Annotated in this window: 11 protein-coding genes; 5 read left to right on the forward strand and 6 right to left on the reverse strand. The window is 56.8% G+C overall.

The genetic code is table 11. From position 1 onward, the window contains the following. The first annotated feature begins 25 nt into the window (after positions 1 to 25). Together C1Y42_RS19465 and C1Y42_RS19470 are read left to right on the forward strand one after the other, a co-directional pair. The gene (locus C1Y42_RS19465) at positions 26 to 865 is read left to right on the forward strand and encodes a DUF3289 family protein (RefSeq protein WP_104094162.1); all 840 of its coding nucleotides are present in this window, start codon (positions 26 to 28) and stop codon (positions 863 to 865) included. Further along, a complete protein-coding gene (locus C1Y42_RS19470; protein ID WP_058770956.1) occupies positions 865 to 1,323 on the forward strand; it encodes a DUF943 family protein in 459 nt (152 codons plus the stop codon). Before C1Y42_RS19465 ends, C1Y42_RS19470 begins: the two co-directional genes overlap by 1 nt. A 110-nt stretch (positions 1,324 to 1,433) precedes the next feature. Here the strand turns inward: C1Y42_RS19470 and iolE are convergent, their stop codons facing one another. The 3 genes from iolE to iolD all read right to left on the reverse strand — a co-directional run bounded on the left by iolE (position 1,434) and on the right by iolD (position 5,412). Further along, complete coding sequence (iolE, locus tag C1Y42_RS19475; RefSeq protein ID WP_058770955.1) at positions 1,434 to 2,330, reverse strand: myo-inosose-2 dehydratase; 897 nt, start codon at positions 2,328 to 2,330, stop codon at positions 1,434 to 1,436. 69 nt (positions 2,331 to 2,399) lie between these two features. Continuing rightward, a complete protein-coding gene (locus tag C1Y42_RS19480; protein WP_021507394.1) occupies positions 2,400 to 3,413 on the reverse strand; it encodes a Gfo/Idh/MocA family protein in 1,014 nt (337 codons plus the stop codon). Positions 3,414 to 3,477: 64 nt separating this feature from the next. Further along, complete coding sequence (gene iolD / locus C1Y42_RS19485; RefSeq protein WP_021507393.1) at positions 3,478 to 5,412, reverse strand: 3D-(3,5/4)-trihydroxycyclohexane-1,2-dione acylhydrolase (decyclizing); 1,935 nt, start codon at positions 5,410 to 5,412, stop codon at positions 3,478 to 3,480. A 545-nt stretch (positions 5,413 to 5,957) separates the two neighbouring features. Here iolD and iolC point away from each other — a divergent pair. Both iolC and C1Y42_RS19495 read left to right on the forward strand, forming a co-directional pair. Next, on the forward strand, positions 5,958 to 7,871 hold the full coding sequence (gene iolC, locus C1Y42_RS19490) for a 5-dehydro-2-deoxygluconokinase (RefSeq protein ID WP_021507392.1): 1,914 nt from the start codon (positions 5,958 to 5,960) through the stop codon (positions 7,869 to 7,871). 408 nt (positions 7,872 to 8,279) lie between these two features. Beyond that, on the forward strand, positions 8,280 to 9,122 hold the full coding sequence (locus tag C1Y42_RS19495; RefSeq protein ID WP_031279682.1) for a MurR/RpiR family transcriptional regulator: 843 nt from the start codon (positions 8,280 to 8,282) through the stop codon (positions 9,120 to 9,122). 119 nt (positions 9,123 to 9,241) lie between these two features. On the opposite strand, the gene iolB is transcribed toward C1Y42_RS19495, so the two are convergent. The 3 genes from iolB to C1Y42_RS19515 form a co-directional block, all read right to left on the reverse strand. After that, positions 9,242 to 10,057 carry a 5-deoxy-glucuronate isomerase gene (iolB, locus tag C1Y42_RS19500; protein ID WP_104094163.1) on the reverse strand — a complete coding sequence of 272 codons (816 nt, stop codon included), beginning with the start codon at positions 10,055 to 10,057 and terminating at the stop codon, positions 9,242 to 9,244. Positions 10,058 to 10,080: 23 nt separating this feature from the next. After that, positions 10,081 to 11,586: a CoA-acylating methylmalonate-semialdehyde dehydrogenase gene (locus C1Y42_RS19505; protein ID WP_021507389.1), complete on the reverse strand. Its 1,506-nt coding sequence runs from the start codon at positions 11,584 to 11,586 to the stop codon at positions 10,081 to 10,083. A gap of 614 nt (positions 11,587 to 12,200) precedes the next feature. Further along, complete coding sequence (locus C1Y42_RS19515; RefSeq protein ID WP_058774977.1) at positions 12,201 to 13,424, reverse strand: MFS transporter; 1,224 nt, start codon at positions 13,422 to 13,424, stop codon at positions 12,201 to 12,203. A 208-nt stretch (positions 13,425 to 13,632) separates the two neighbouring features. Here C1Y42_RS19515 and C1Y42_RS19520 point away from each other — a divergent pair, with 208 nt between their 5' ends. Beyond that, the gene (locus C1Y42_RS19520) at positions 13,633 to 14,709 is read left to right on the forward strand and encodes an AI-2E family transporter (protein ID WP_021508125.1); all 1,077 of its coding nucleotides are present in this window, start codon (positions 13,633 to 13,635) and stop codon (positions 14,707 to 14,709) included. Positions 14,710 to 14,956 lie beyond the last annotated feature (247 nt).

Consider the following 14,956-nt stretch of genomic DNA (forward strand, 5'->3'; position numbering starts at 1 on the left):
TCGTCAGTGACAGGGAGTATCACGCATGGCTTTAGCCACTTTTCCGCTCAATATCTTCACCACACAGCGCATGTTTAATGACTATGGCGCTGACGATATGCGCTACGGCGATATCTGTGAACGCCGGATGAAAAACGAATTCGGTCTCACCCACATTTCCAATGTGGTCGACCCATGGAGCATGACGCGGCTGCATCCCTTCCATAATCCCCAGTCGCGCTTTGCTGGTGCTTATGCGAAACCTGGCGAAAAGCTTTCACCGCTGGAGTGCGCCAGGCTGCTGTTTGCTGAGATGCAAACCACGTCATTACCTTTCGCGCTTGTTGGCCCGCAACGTTTCCTGATAAATAAGATGCTGGAGCATTTTATGCGCTCCAGCGGCCTGCCGTTTCGGGATTTGTCGCTGGATATGGCATATCGGGACAAAATTATGAACGACAGAAGCATAAACAGTACACACAAAGCCATAATTGATACGCTCAATTTTAATATTGATTATGGTATCAAAGGCCTGCCATTGAAAAATATAGGTGATATTAATTCTGCCATTAATAACTCGATCCTGCCAAAGTTCGATTCATTAATTATGGATAAAATAAATGGTTTAGGCATTACTGTTCATGATGTTTATGCTACCAAAATTGACATATTGAGTCTTGACGTTAATGGTGCGCGCTGGAGGGCAAAAATGCGCTTCAGCGGACAGGATCATTTCGGTCTGGATACGCATGATATTCACAAGCATAAATTCAGACAATTTCAGTTTTTTAAGATATGGTTCACCTTACAACGTTATGATAAATTTGGCTTTCGTCCTTTTCTGACGAACATGGATACTGTGATAGATATTGAAGGCGGCCGTTAATGAACAGGAAGACATGGGCAGGATTAATTCTGCTTGTTGCATTAGCCAGTGGCATATACTGCTACCTGAACTTCAGGGAAGTTAACGTTATTGACGTTCACCAGGATTACTATTCTGCATCAATTATCGTCGATCACCTGCCTTACTCTGACGATAAAAAAATAAGGTGGTGGTTGATTCACCAGCCGCAAATAACGTCAAAATACAATATTAAAGCCTTTAATGATAATGGCCCCATTACCTATTATTTTTATGCACTAGGTGAGGGATATCAGTCATTGGAAAAAAAGGACCGCATTTGCTTTAAGCAAATGCAACCCCCTGCTAATTGCCTGGATAAAAATTTACTGATGAAAATTCAGCGGAAGCAGGATGGTGGCGTGATATTCTCACTGGATTCAGGAGATTACACAGTGAATAAAGACAATGAAATGAGTCGATTGCAGAAGAGCAATTGATACATAGCGCGATAAATCGCGCCGCTACAGTGTGTGCGGTCGATAATGACGAAAGTCACTGCCGGATTTACCGTAGCGGCGCAATTCATTGCGCTAATTAACACGCAAATTTACAGCCCGGCATTGTCACGAATATATTTACGGGCTTTCACTGCATATTCGAATGGGTTAGCGATGGCCGGATCCTGTTCCGCTTCGACGACCATCCAGCCTTTGTAGCCGTAATCATCAAGGATTTTGAATACCGGTTTGAAATCGATCACGCCATCGCCTGGTACGGTGAAGGTGCCTTTTTTCACCCCGTCGAGGAACGACAGCGAGTTTGCGCGCACCTCTGCCACCACGCTGTCACGCACATCCTTCAGATGCACGTGGAAAATACGTGGCAGATGCTGGGTCAGCACATCCAGCATCACCTGCTGTGATCCTTCGGAGTAGTAAATGTGGCCGGTGTCGTACAGCAGACCGACGTTATCGTTGGTCATTGCCATAAAACGGTCGATCTCGGCTGGCGTCTGAATGCCGGTGCCCATGTGATGATGCAGCGTCACGCGCATCCCTTTCTGCGCCGCGATCGCCGCCAGTTCGTTGTAACCTTCTGCCGTCAGGCGCCACTCTTCGTCAGTGAAAACCGGCTTCTGCTCCAGCACCGGCAGCGACGTGCCCTGAATGCTTTTGCTCTGTTCCGAGCAGCCAATCACGCGCGCGCCCATGGCGTGCAGGAAATTCATGTGGTTGATGAACTGATCGATGGTTTTCGCTTTGTCACCGTTGGCAAAAAAGGTACTAAACCAGGCGTTACAAATCTGCATACCGCGGATATCCAGCATCGGCTTCAGCACCGCCGGATCGCGCGGATACTTGCTGCCCACTTCGCTACCGGTGAAACCCGCCAGCGCCATCTCGCTGACCGTTTGCTGGAAAGTATTTTCGCTGCCGAGTTCCGGCATATCGTCGTTGGTCCAGCCAATCGGCGCAATCGCCAGTTTGACGTTCTCTTGGTTCATTTTCAGCTCCCTGATACAGAGAGGCAGCGGTAATCCGCTGCCGTGGATAGGTTTAGCGCACGCGCCTGATTATTTCTGGTAAAACGCCGGACGCGGCGGCATGGCAACGGGCTCAATCGCGCCGCTGGTTTGCGCCTTCAGGCAGGCATCGGCAGCCACCGACGCGGCAAAGCCATCCCAGGCGGAAGGCCCGCTCAGCTGGCCCGCTTTCACATCATTGATAAACGCCTGCAGCTCAACGTCGTAGGCGTCGATAAAGCGATCTTTCCAGTCGGTCAGCAGCGCGTTGCCAAGGCGGGCATCTTTGCGCATCTGAATGGCCGACGGCTCCGGCAGTCTGGCGATGCCCTCTTCGCCCACCACTTCACACTGAATGTCATAGCCGTACGCGCAGTTCACAAAGATCTCCACATCGATGCGGATGCCCTTCTGCGTTTCAAACAGCACAATTTGCGGATCTTTCAGCTTCGCGTGTGACTTTGAGGTCGTGCGCGGGAACACCACCTGCACGCTTTTGTAATCGTCCTCGGTCAGCCAGCGCAGGACATCCAGCTCGTGAATCAGGGTGTTGGTGATGGCCATGTCGGTGGTGTAATTCTCGCCGACGCTCTGATTACGGTGCGCGCAGTGCAGCATCAGCGGCTCGCCGATGTCACCGTCGGTGATCACCTTTTTCAGCGCGCGATAGCCGGCATCATACGGGCGCATAAAGCCCACCTGCACCAGACGTTTGCCGTGCGCGATCTCGGCGTCGACAATGCGACGGCAGCCCTCCGCGCTCAGTGCCAGCGGCTTCTCGCAGAACACCGGTTTCCCGGCGGCAATCGCGGCCAGCGTGAACTCTTCATGCGTCGGGTCCCACGAGGTCACCAGCACGGCATCCACTTCCGGCGAGTTAATCACCTGATGACCATCCTGATACACCTCGGCCTGAATATTCAGCCGCTGCAGCGCCGCGCGCGCACCTTCCACATTGATGTCTGAAACCGCCACCACTTTTGCGCCCTGCAGCACGTTGTTGCAGCGACGAATATGTTCCTGACCAATTGCGCCGGTACCGATTACACCGAGTTTGAGCGTCATAATTACACCTGTAGAGTCGGATAAGTAGGGTAAAACGGGCCGGGCAGCGCCGGCCTGAAAAGGGTTAGTACTTACGCGCCTGTTGAATATGCTGATTGAGCTTGTCGGCCACCTGCTGCGTCCGCTCTGAGGTAGAAGCCTGCGCCACGCCGACGTGCCACCAGCTGAAGTATTTGTGCACCATGGTTTTTGGCAGCACTTTGATGTCAATCAGGGTCGAAACCGTCTGCTGCTGCGCATCTTCCAGCGCCGCTTTCAGCTGCTCCAGCGTGGTGACACGGTAGGTTTTACAGCCGTAGCCGGCGGCTATCGCCGCGAAATCAACCGGCACGAAGCCGCCATCCAGCTTGCCGCCCTGCGGATTACGGAAGCGGAACTCGGTGTTGAAACTGTCCATGCCGTGTTCCATCTGCAGGTTGTTGATGCAGCCATTGGTCATGTTATCCAGCAGGATGACGTTGATTTTCGCCCCTTCCTGAATCGAAGTGACCAGTTCGGAGTGCAGCATCATGAATGAGCCGTCACCCACCATGGCGTAGACTTCGCGCTGCGGCTGAGCCAGCTTCACGCCCAGCGCGGCATTCACTTCGTAACCCATGCACGAGTAGCCGTACTCAACGTGATACGCGTTGTAGTCTTTGGTGCGCCATACGCGCTGCAGGTCACCCGGCAGACTGCCGGCGGCGGCGACAATCACCGCATCCTTTGGCAGTTGTTCGTTTAAGGTGCCCAGCACGCTGCTCTGCGTCAGCACCGACTTTGTCAAACGCTCAAACTCGGCGAACAGCGCGGTGCGATCGATGTGGTCAGCGATTTCCGGAATAAAGTCGTCGGTGTTGAAAGTGGCGGCGTACACGCGCTGCGTCTCTTTCAGCAGCTTGCTCTGCGCCTGTTCAATCTGGCCACCCCAGTGATTCTCAAAGCCGTTCAGTCCGGCTTCCAGCGCGGTTAATCCTTCGCGTGCATCCGCCAGCAGCTGCACGCCATCCAGTTTGTAGCTGTCGAAGTTGTTGACGTTAATGTTGAGGTAGCTGATTTCCGGATGCTGGAAGATCCATTTCGAGGCCGTGGTGAAATCGGTATAGCGCGTACCAATACCGATCACCAGATCGGCCTCTTTGGCCAGCAGGTTCGCCGCCAGACAGCCGGTCTCACCCACGCCACCCACGTTCAGCGGATGGTCGGAAACGATGGTGCCTTTGCCGGCCTGCGTTTCGGCAAACGGAATATTGAAACGCTCGGCAAAGCTCAGCAGCGCCTGACCGGCATCGGAGTATTTCACGCCGCCACCCACGACAATCAGCGGCTTGTGCTTACGCGCAATCAATGCCAGCGCCGCGTCCAGCTGGGCCGCCGTCGGCAGACGCCGGTCGAGCAAATGCACGCGTTTCTGGAAGAAGTATTCCGGGAAATCCCAGGCTTCGCCCTGCACATCCTGCGGCAGTGCCAGCGTTACCGCCCCGGTTTCCGCCGGATCGGTCAGCACGCGCAGCGCATTGATACAGGCGGTCATCAGCTGTTCCGGACGGCTCACGCGGTCCCAGTATTTACTCACTGCGCGGAAGGCATCGTTGGTGCTGATGCTGAGATCGTGACTCTGCTCGATCTGCTGCAGCACCGGGTCCGGCTGGCGCGTGGCGAACACATCGCCCGGCAGCAACAGCAGTGGAATCCGGTTGGCTGTTGCCGTGGCTGCCGCGGTAATCATGTTGGCGGCACCCGGTCCGACGGAAGAGGTACAGGCAATGATTTGACGGCGCAGCGACTGCCGGGCAAAACCGATGGCAGCGTGCGCCATACCCTGCTCGTTACGGCCCTGATACACCTGTAAATCGCCGCTGTCCTGCTCCAGCGCCTGGCCGAGGCCGAGCACATTGCCGTGGCCGAAAATAGCAAAGATGCCGTGCACGAATTTGGTTTCAACGCCGTCAACGTTCAGGTACTGGTTATCCAGAAATTTCACCAGCGCCTGTGCGGTAGTCAGTCTGATAGTGCCCATATGCTTCTTCCTTTACATGTGGTACCCGCTCAGGGGGTACGACGCGGTTCGGGTCGGCGGTGAAAATGCGCCCGACGCTAAGTGAAACGTGTGGCGATTATAAACAAATGTTTTTTCCATTAAACCTGATTACAGAAGAAACATTTCATTTTGCGATGAAGATCAAATTCGGCGCTGAAACGCGGGTGATGACGGGACGGGATGACAGCAACGTGAAACAGCCTGCTGTGCCTCAGCCATCATAACGAAATTTCATTTCACGTCAGCAGCTTCCTCTCATCCGTCATCATTTCCTGCGAGCTGGCTCACAAGCCAGAGCACCCGCGAAACGGGCAAGCCGTAAAGGGCGGGAAAGGTAGCGGCACCAGAGTTTTACCTGGCTCACAAAATCGCGACGGATGTTTCATTTCATATTGTGTTTGGAATTTTTATTCCTCATACTGCCCACATAGCCAGTCAGGCACCCCGAGACCCCGGAAGCATTGCGCTTGATAGTGGGCGGCAGCGCCCGCCGTGTCTGCTTATCACAGAAGGAAACCATCAGTATGAGTACACAACAGAAGCGGCTTGATGTGATTTGTATTGGACGCATCGCCGTCGATCTTTACGGCCAGCAAATTGGCTCGCGCCTGGAAGATATGACCAGCTTTAACAAATACCTCGGCGGCTCTTCCGGCAACGTAGCCTATGGCACCGCGATTCAGGGGCTGAAGTCGGCGATGCTGGCGCGCGTCGGTGACGAACACAATGGCCGCTTCCTGCGTGAAGAACTGCAGCGCGTGGGCTGCAATACTGACGGGCTGATTACCGATAAGCAGCGCCTGACCGGGCTGGTGATTCTCGGCATCAAAGACGAAGAGACCTTTCCGCTGATTTTCTATCGCGACAACTGTGCTGATATGGGGCTGGTTCCCGAGGACATTCGCGAAGAGTTCATTACCTCGTCCCGCGCCGTGGCGGTAACCGGCACCCACCTGTCGCATCCGGACACGCGGGCGGCGGTGCTGAAAGCGCTGGATATTGCCCGGCGCAACGGTCTGCGCACCGCGCTGGATATCGATTATCGCCCGGTGCTATGGGGTCTGACCTCACTGGGTGACGGTGAAACACGTTTCATTGAATCCGGCCAGGTGACGCAGCAGCTGCAGGAAGTGGTGCACTATTTCGATCTGATCGTCGGAACGGAAGAAGAGTTCCATATCGCCGGTGGCAGTACCGATACGCTGACCGCACTGAAAAATGTGCGTAAGGCCAGCAGCGCCACGCTGGTCTGCAAACGCGGGCCGCTGGGTTGCGTGGTGTTTGAGGGCGAGATTCCCGATAGCTGGGAGCAGACGCGCCTGCACAGCGGCGTGCGCGTTGAGGTGCTCAACGTGCTGGGCGCCGGCGATGCGTTTATGTCGGGCCTGCTGCGCGGCTGGCTCAACGATGAGAGCTGGGAACAGGCGTGCCGCTACGCCAATGCCTGTGGCGCGCTGGTGGTATCCCGTCACGGCTGTGCACCGGCGATGCCAACCAAAGAGGAGCTGGACGATTTCCTCAGCCGCGATAACGCGGTGAAACGTCCGGATCTGGACGCGCGCCTCAATCATCTGCATCGCGTTACCACGCGTAAGCAGCAATGGCCGGAGCTGAATGTGTTCGCCTTTGACCACCGTAAACAGCTGGCCGATATGGCGCGCGAAGCGGGCGTCAGCGAGGAGCGCATTCCGCAGCTGAAACTGCTGCTGTTGCAGGCGGCACAGGAGGCGGCTAACGAAGCCGGTCTCAATGAGAAGAGTGGTATCCTGGCGGATACCACGTATGGCCAGAAAGCGCTCAACGCCATCACCGGCAAGCACTGGTGGATTGGGCGGCCCATCGAGCTGCCGAGCTCACGCCCGCTGCGTCTTGAGCACGGCAATATTGGCTCTCAGCTGGTGGACTGGCCGGCCGAACACGTCGTCAAGTGCCTGGTGTTTTATCATCCCCATGACAGTGCTGAACTGCGTAAAGAGCAGGACGAACTGGTTCTTGACGTGTGGCGCAGCTGTAACAAAAGCGGGCACGAGTTGCTGCTGGAAGTGATTCTGCCGGAGAGCAACCCGGACCGTAACGAGTCCTACTATTACGACATGCTGAGCCACTTCTATAGCCTGGGCGTGCAGCCGGACTGGTGGAAGCTACCACCGCTGACGGCGGAGAGCTGGCAGGCGATCGGCGAGCTGATTGAGCAGCAGGATCCGCACTGTCGCGGCATTCTGTTACTCGGCCTTGATGCACCGGAAGAGAAGCTGAAAGCCGGCTTCGCCGCCGCCGCGCAGGCCACGTGGGTGAAAGGTTTTGCCGTGGGTCGCACCATTTTTGGCCAGCCGTCACGCCAGTGGCTGAACGGTGAGTTGGATGATAAAGCGCTGATTGAGACCGTGAAAGGCAATTATCTGCGCCTGATTGGCTACTGGCGCGCCGCGCGCGGCTGACGGATTTGAAGAGGATGTACTGAGAAGCGGCCTGACGGGCCGCTTTTTAGTGTGTTGCGCGCGGATGCCCTCACCCCCGCCCTCTCCCACCGGGAGAGGGAGCCGTTCAGGCAGGTCGTTAAACATTGTACCAGTCCTGTCAGACCGCTCCGGACTGTCCCCTCTCTCACTGAATGAAGAAGCAAAACCTTGCGACCCGCCTGATAAACCGCTCCGGACTGTCCCCTCTCCCGCGTGCGGGAGAGGGTTAGGGTGAGGGAAAGCCTTCAACCCCCTGAGTTTTGTGAGGCAATTCATAAACCGATGAAATAGCCTTCACGATAGCGTCAAACAAATGAAATTTTCCATCCATCTGGTACTATAGCGCTCATTATCCAGCCATATTTCCTTTTCTGACGGGCCGAAGTAATGACCAATAACCCAACGCAATTAACCTTGTTACAGGACGATATCCGTCGTCGCTACGAGACGCTGAGTAAACGCCTGAAGCAGGTGGCTCGTTATATCCTTGATAACAGCAACAGCATCGCGTTTGATACCGTCGCTTCTATCGCCCAGCAGGCGGATGTTCCGCCCTCCACGCTGATCCGCTTTGCCAACGCGTTCGGCTTTAGCGGCTTCAACGAAATGAAACAGGTCTTTCGTCAGCACCTGATGGAAGAGACCGTGAACTATACCGAACGGGCGCGCCTGTTCCGCCAGACAGCCACCGACGACAGCGCCAGCTCACCGGAGAGCCCGGTGGAGATCCTCAACGTCTTTACCATGGTCAACAGCCAGGCGCTGCAGCAGCTGGCGATGCAGGTGAATCCCGACCAGCTGAACAAAGCGGTGAAAATGCTCAACGAGGCGGAGAACATCTACATCATCGGTCTGCGCCGCTCGTTCAGCGTGGCCTCGTATCTGGTGTATGCGCTGCGCCATCTGGAGCGTCGCGCTTTTCTGATTGATGGCCTGGGCGGCATGTTCACTGAACAGCTCAGCATGGTGAATCCGAAAGACGTGGTCATCGCCATCAGCTACTCGCCGTATGCGCGTGAAGCAGTGGAACTGGTGGAGCTGGGTGCTAAACGTGGCGCGCATCAGATCGCCATCACCGACAGCCAGGTCAGCCCGCTGGCGGCGTTCAGCGATGTCTGTTTTGTGGTGCGCGAAGCGCAGGTGGATGGCTTCCGCTCGCAGGTGGCCTCGCTGTGCCTGGCGCAAACCCTGGCGGTGTCGCTGGCGCTGAATAACAGCAGCAGCGAATAAACCTCAGGTACCGAATATAAAAAGGCAGCCATCTGGCTGCCTTTTTTATCTGTGCGCATCAGTGAATGCGTGCGCCGTTTAACCTGGTGCGCATTTCCGGCGACCGCGCGGAGACCCGATTAACGGCGCGGATACTGCTCGCTGTTCACCCAGGCGTGATCCTTCTCCCAGGTAAATTTCCACAGCCGTACCGGCCCGGCCATCACGTTCAGATAATAATTATCGTAACCGGCCAGCGTCGCCACCGGATGATACCCGCGCGGCACCGTCACCACATCGCGGTTATACGGGGCCATACACTCGTCGAGCGAACGGTCGTCGGTGTAGACGCGCTGCATGGCGAAACCGGGCTCGGGGTCGAAACGGTGATAATAGGTCTCTTCCAGATAGTTTTCGTCCGGGCTGTCCTTCTCATCATGCTTGTGGCTGGGATACGAACTGGTCGCGCCCTCGTCGGTATACACCTCGACCACCAGCAGGCTGTCGGCCGGTTGATTATCCGGCAGAATGTTATGCACCAGGCGCTGGTTGCGCCCTTTGCCACGGTGCTCCACGCCAACATCCTGCGGTGCAATCAGCCGCGCCGGCAGATTGCCACTGCCCGGCGCACTGCACACCGCCAGTTCCAGATCGCTGTCGGCAGTGACTTCAACCTCATCATGATGCGGCACGTAAACCGAGTAAGGCGGCGTGCGCTCAAACGGCGACAGGCGCTTACCGATGCCAGGGAATTCTGCGTCGCGGGTTTTCACCGACGCCAGACCGGCCACCAGCACCAGGCACAGCTCTCTCTCGCCGCTGCTTAACCGCAGCGTCTGGCCCTTTTTCAGCAGATAAGCGTCAAAGCCCACATATTCCCAGCCGGCGCTCTCGGGCGTCACGTGCTGGATACGCCCGTGGCTGTCCGGCTGCTGCACTTTTGAAATCAGTGACATCCTGTTTCTCCTGTTGCGCGACATTAACCCAGCGTTGGCATACTGAATTCAGAAACGGTCTGCTGACCGCTCGGCCAGCGCACGGTCGCCGTTTTCATGCGGGTGTAGAAACGCACCCCGTCCGGACCGTGCACGTTGAGCGCACCAAACACTGAACGCTTCCAGCCGCCAAAGCTGTGGAACGCCATCGGCACGGGCACCGGCACATTGACGCCCACCATGCCCGCTTCCACGTTGTGCACAAATTCACGGGCAGTATGGCCGTTGCTGGTGAAGATGGCGCTGCCGTTACCAAATTCGTGGCTATTCACCAGCTGCAGCGCGCTGTCGAAGTCGCTGGCGCGCATGATGCTCAGCACCGGTCCGAAAATCTCTTCGCGCCAAATCACCATCTCCGGCGTGACGTTATCGAACAGCGTACCGCCAACGTAGTAGCCCTCTTCATGGCCCGCGACTTTCACGCCGCGTCCGTCAACCACCAGCGTCGCGCCTTCCTGCTCACCTTTGTCGATGTAGCCCAGCACTTTCTTCTGGTGCGCAGCGGATACCACCGGCCCCATTTCATTCTCTTCTGCACCCTGCTGCATGCCCGGCCCCACGCGCAGCGCTTTGATCAGCGGCGTCAGGCGCGAAATCAGTTTGTCGGCTGTATCGTCGCCAACCGCCACCACCACCGGCAGCGCCATGCAGCGTTCCCCGGCAGAACCGAAAGCACCACCCATGATGGCGTTCACGGTGGCATCCAGATCGGCATCCGGCATCACAATGGCGTGGTTTTTCGCGGCGCCGAAGGCCTGCACACGTTTGCCATGCGCGCTGGCGGTTTTGTAGATGTGCTCGGCCACGCCGGACGAGCCGACGAAGCTGACCGCCGCGATGCGCGGATCTTTATACAGCTGCTCGGCGTCTTCGTTTGAGGAGTGCACCACGTTGAACACGCCATCCGGCAGCCCCGCTTCTTTCAGCAGTTCAGCCATGCGTACCGAGGCAGAAGGATCGAGCGCCGGCGGCTTCAGCACAAAGGTATTACCGCACGCCAGCGCGATGGGGAACATCCACAGCGGCACCATCGCCGGGAAGTTGAACGGCGTAATGCCCGCGACCACGCCCACCGGCTGCATCAGCGAATAGCTGTCAACGCCGGAACCGACGTTCGGTGAGTTTTCCCCTTTGATCAGGTGCGGAATGCCGCAGGCAAATTCGATCACTTCGATGCCGCGCGTCAGCTCACCCAGTGCGTCGGACCAGACTTTACCGTGCTCAGAAACAATCAGTGCCGCCAGTTCATCGCGATGTTTTTCCATCAGCGCTTTGAAGTTGAACATGACGCGGGCACGACGCAGCGGCGCCGTTTTCGACCATTCCGGAAACGCCGCATGCGCGACCTCAATGGCCTGCGCCACTTCTGCCGCCGTGCTTTGCGTCAGTTCGCGGATCACTTTGCCGGTCGCCGGATCGTAGACCGGAATGGTTTCGTTGCTGGCGCTGTGCGTGATTTTGCCGCCGATAAAGTTTCCTACGATAGTCATGTCGTTGCCTCTTTGATGTGTAAGGTCCCTGCAGGCCGCGGGTCAGTCTGGGTCGCGCCCGATCAGGCAATACGGAAAGCGTGCTATGAAGCTATTACAGTGAAATAAATTTTTCAAATAGTTCTTTTTGGAAAATTAACTTTTAGCGGCCTGGATCGCATTTTTCCGTCAGCGTTAGCGGACTGGCGCAAAGTGCGGGCCTGATGACAATGCCGATGCGGCCTGCACCCGTAATCAGCAGCAGGGAGATTATCAGGACGATCCGTCAGCGAGAGGGTCAGCGCCGGTGCGTGGCTGGATGAAACGAAATATGAAATTTTTGCGAGGCAGATCCAATATCCGTTATTTCATAATTCAATTAAAACGAAATAAATGTTTTCTTTGCAGCATCTGCAGACAATGCGATGTGAAACGAACCCTTATCTGTGTCTTAGCGACACGCTTTTGTTAGTGTTGGCCTCGGTCGGAGGCCTTTTTTTCACCTGTTCCCCCATCCGATGCGTGATTGCCGCAGCGGATTGCCTGGTGCGCATCAATGCGCACCCTACGGTGCTGGCGACGTCGATTGCCCGGTGCGCATCAATGCGCGCTCTGTCATGCTTTAGGGGCGCCATTTATGGCGACCTGGACGCAGCGTCCCCGGCTGGCATCCCAGCCTGACGCTTGATCATCCGCAGGGTACAAAGCAGCGCAAATCCCACCAGCAGCGCAGTCAGCAGGTAGACCAGCTGTACGCCGGCGAAGCTCATGATAAAGCCCGCGATCGGACCGGTGATGCCGAGCGACAAATCCATAAACGCGGTGTAGGTGGCCAGCGCGCTGCCCTGGTTCTGCTGCGGCACCACTTTGACTGCGACCACGCCAATCGCCGGGAATACCAGCGAGAAACCGGCGCCGGTGAGAAAAGCGCCGAACTTCGCCATCCACGGTTCGAACGCGCCCGCCACCAGCAGCAGGCCAATCGCCTCGACGGCAAAACACAGGCTGGCGACGCGCAGTCCGCCGAGCTTATTAATGGCATTGGGAAACAGCAGGCGCATGCCGACGAACGCAGCGCTGAACAGCGTCAGCGCGAAGGCGGCACCGTCCCAGCCCTGCTCCTGATAAAACAGGGTGATAAAGGTGGCGATCACGCCAAAGCCCGCCGAGCCCATCGCCAGCAGCAGGCCAAAACCGTACACCTTACCGAGCACCGCGCGGAACGGCAGCGGTTTGGCCTTGCTGCCTTTCACCGGCGCACGGGGCAGCGCCAGCACTATCGCCAGCACGCTGATGGCGATAATCACGCTGGAGAGCAGCAGCAGGCCGCCGCTGCGAAAGATCATCACCCCAAGCGGTGCGCCAATCGCCATTGCGCCATAGGTGACAATGCCGTTCCAGGAGATCACCCGGCCAATATGCAGCGAGCCGACTTTCGCCACGCCCCACAGCGAGGTGCCGGTGCCGCAGAAACTCTGACCGACGCCCAGCAGCACGCGCCCGAGGCACAGCAGCGCGAGGCTGAGCACTTCCTGCTCCTCTATCAGCGCCGACAGCAAAATACACAGTCCGCTCACCAGGCTGCCAAACAGCCCAAGCACCACCACTTTTTTGGGTCCCCAGCTGTCGGCATAGCGACCGGCATGCGGACGGCTTAGCAGCGTGGCGACATATTGCAGGCTGATCACCACACCGGCCCAGAAGGCGCTGTAGCCCAGGCCGTCATGGACAAAGCCCGGCAGCACCGCCAGCGGCAGGCCAATGGTGAGATAGGTGGCGAAGTTGAACTTCACGATGGAGAGAATCTGTAAATTCAGACGAAAGCGGCTGTATTCGGCCGCGGCGGGCTGGTCAGGCATGAGTGATTGCGCTCGTGTTTGACGGAATTTTTATAGCTGAAGCTTCACTATACGCCTTTTCTCGCCGTGCGCACCGTCGATTAGCGGCGGGCTGATGGCGGTATCTCCGGCGGTGCTTATCGGGTTCGCTTCGCTTACTCCTAAACAAACAATTACTTACTGGCGTTCAACTACACTTTCCACAGCGAACCACCATTCAGGAGAGGGAATGAACGAAAAGCCACAGGAGAAAATTGGCCAGAACATCCTGGTCAAGCTGGCAATGTTAGTGATTATTCTGGCGGGCATTCGTGCCGCGTCGGATATTCTGGTGCCCTTCTTACTCGCCAGCTTCCTGGCGATTGTGCTTAATCCGCTGGTGACCCTGCTGATGCGCCGGGGTCTGCGGCGCGGCGTGGCGATCTCGCTGGTGATCACGGTGATCTTCATTGTGATGCTGCTGCTGGTCGGGGTGCTGGCCAGTTCGGTAAGCGAGTTCAGCGATACCTATCCGCAAATCCGCGGCCTGCTGGAACAGAAGCTGACGGTGCTGCAGCATTTCGCCGCGCAGTTTCATATCAATATCTCCACCAGCGCACTGGCGGCACGGCTCGATCCCAATGTGATTATGAACATGGCCACCACGCTGCTGGCGCAGTTCTCCGGTGCCATGACCAATGTGGTGCTATTGATTCTAACCGTGGTGTTCATGCTGTTTGAGGTGCACCATCTGCCGTACAAATTGCGCAATGCGATGATGAATCCGCAGATCCGCATCGCCGGATTACACAAGGCGCTGAAGGGCGTCACGCACTATCTGGCACTGAAAACGCTGGTCAGCCTGATTACCGGGCTGGCGGTGTGGCTGGTGCTGATGCTGCTGGACGTCAAATTTGCGCTGTTCTGGGGCGTTGTCGCCTTTATCCTCAATTTTATCCCCAATATCGGCCCGATTATCGCCGGTGTGCCGCCGTTTATTCAGGCGCTGGTGTTGAATGATGTGTATGACGCCGTGCTGGTGGCGGCGCTGTTCAGTGCCATTCACATGGTGTTTGGCAATATGCTGGAACCGCGCCTGATGGGACGCGGGCTGGGGCTGTCAACGCTGGTGGTATTTCTGTCGCTGATTTTCTGGGGCTGGCTGCTCGGTCCGGTCGGGATGCTGCTGTCGGTGCCGCTGACCAGCGTCACCAAAATCCTGATGGAAACCACGCCGGGCGGCAGCCGGCTGGCGATAATGTTGGGTAATGGCCGCCCCAAACCGCGCCTGCGCGTCAAAAATAACCGGCCCGCGCCGCGCCCGTAACGTCTTACCACGCCACGATGCCAGACGATCCGTATCTGTCGATCGCCTGGCAGCTTCCCTGCGCAGTGACGCTGCCGTATGGCGTCAGCGCGCATCGCCATGCCTGATGATTCTGGCGCAACATTCTTACTCATCTCGTGCCACAGGCTTTTTCCTGCCGGGAAATGCCAGTAACGGCAAAACATTGTCAATAAACGCAAAGCGCGAACCATAATTGACTTGTATCAGATTGGTGGAAAATCAAAAC

Origin of the sequence: Pantoea sp. ICBG 985, from assembly GCF_002928365.1 — a bacterium.
Lineage (GTDB): Bacteria > Pseudomonadota > Gammaproteobacteria > Enterobacterales > Enterobacteriaceae > Pantoea > Pantoea dispersa.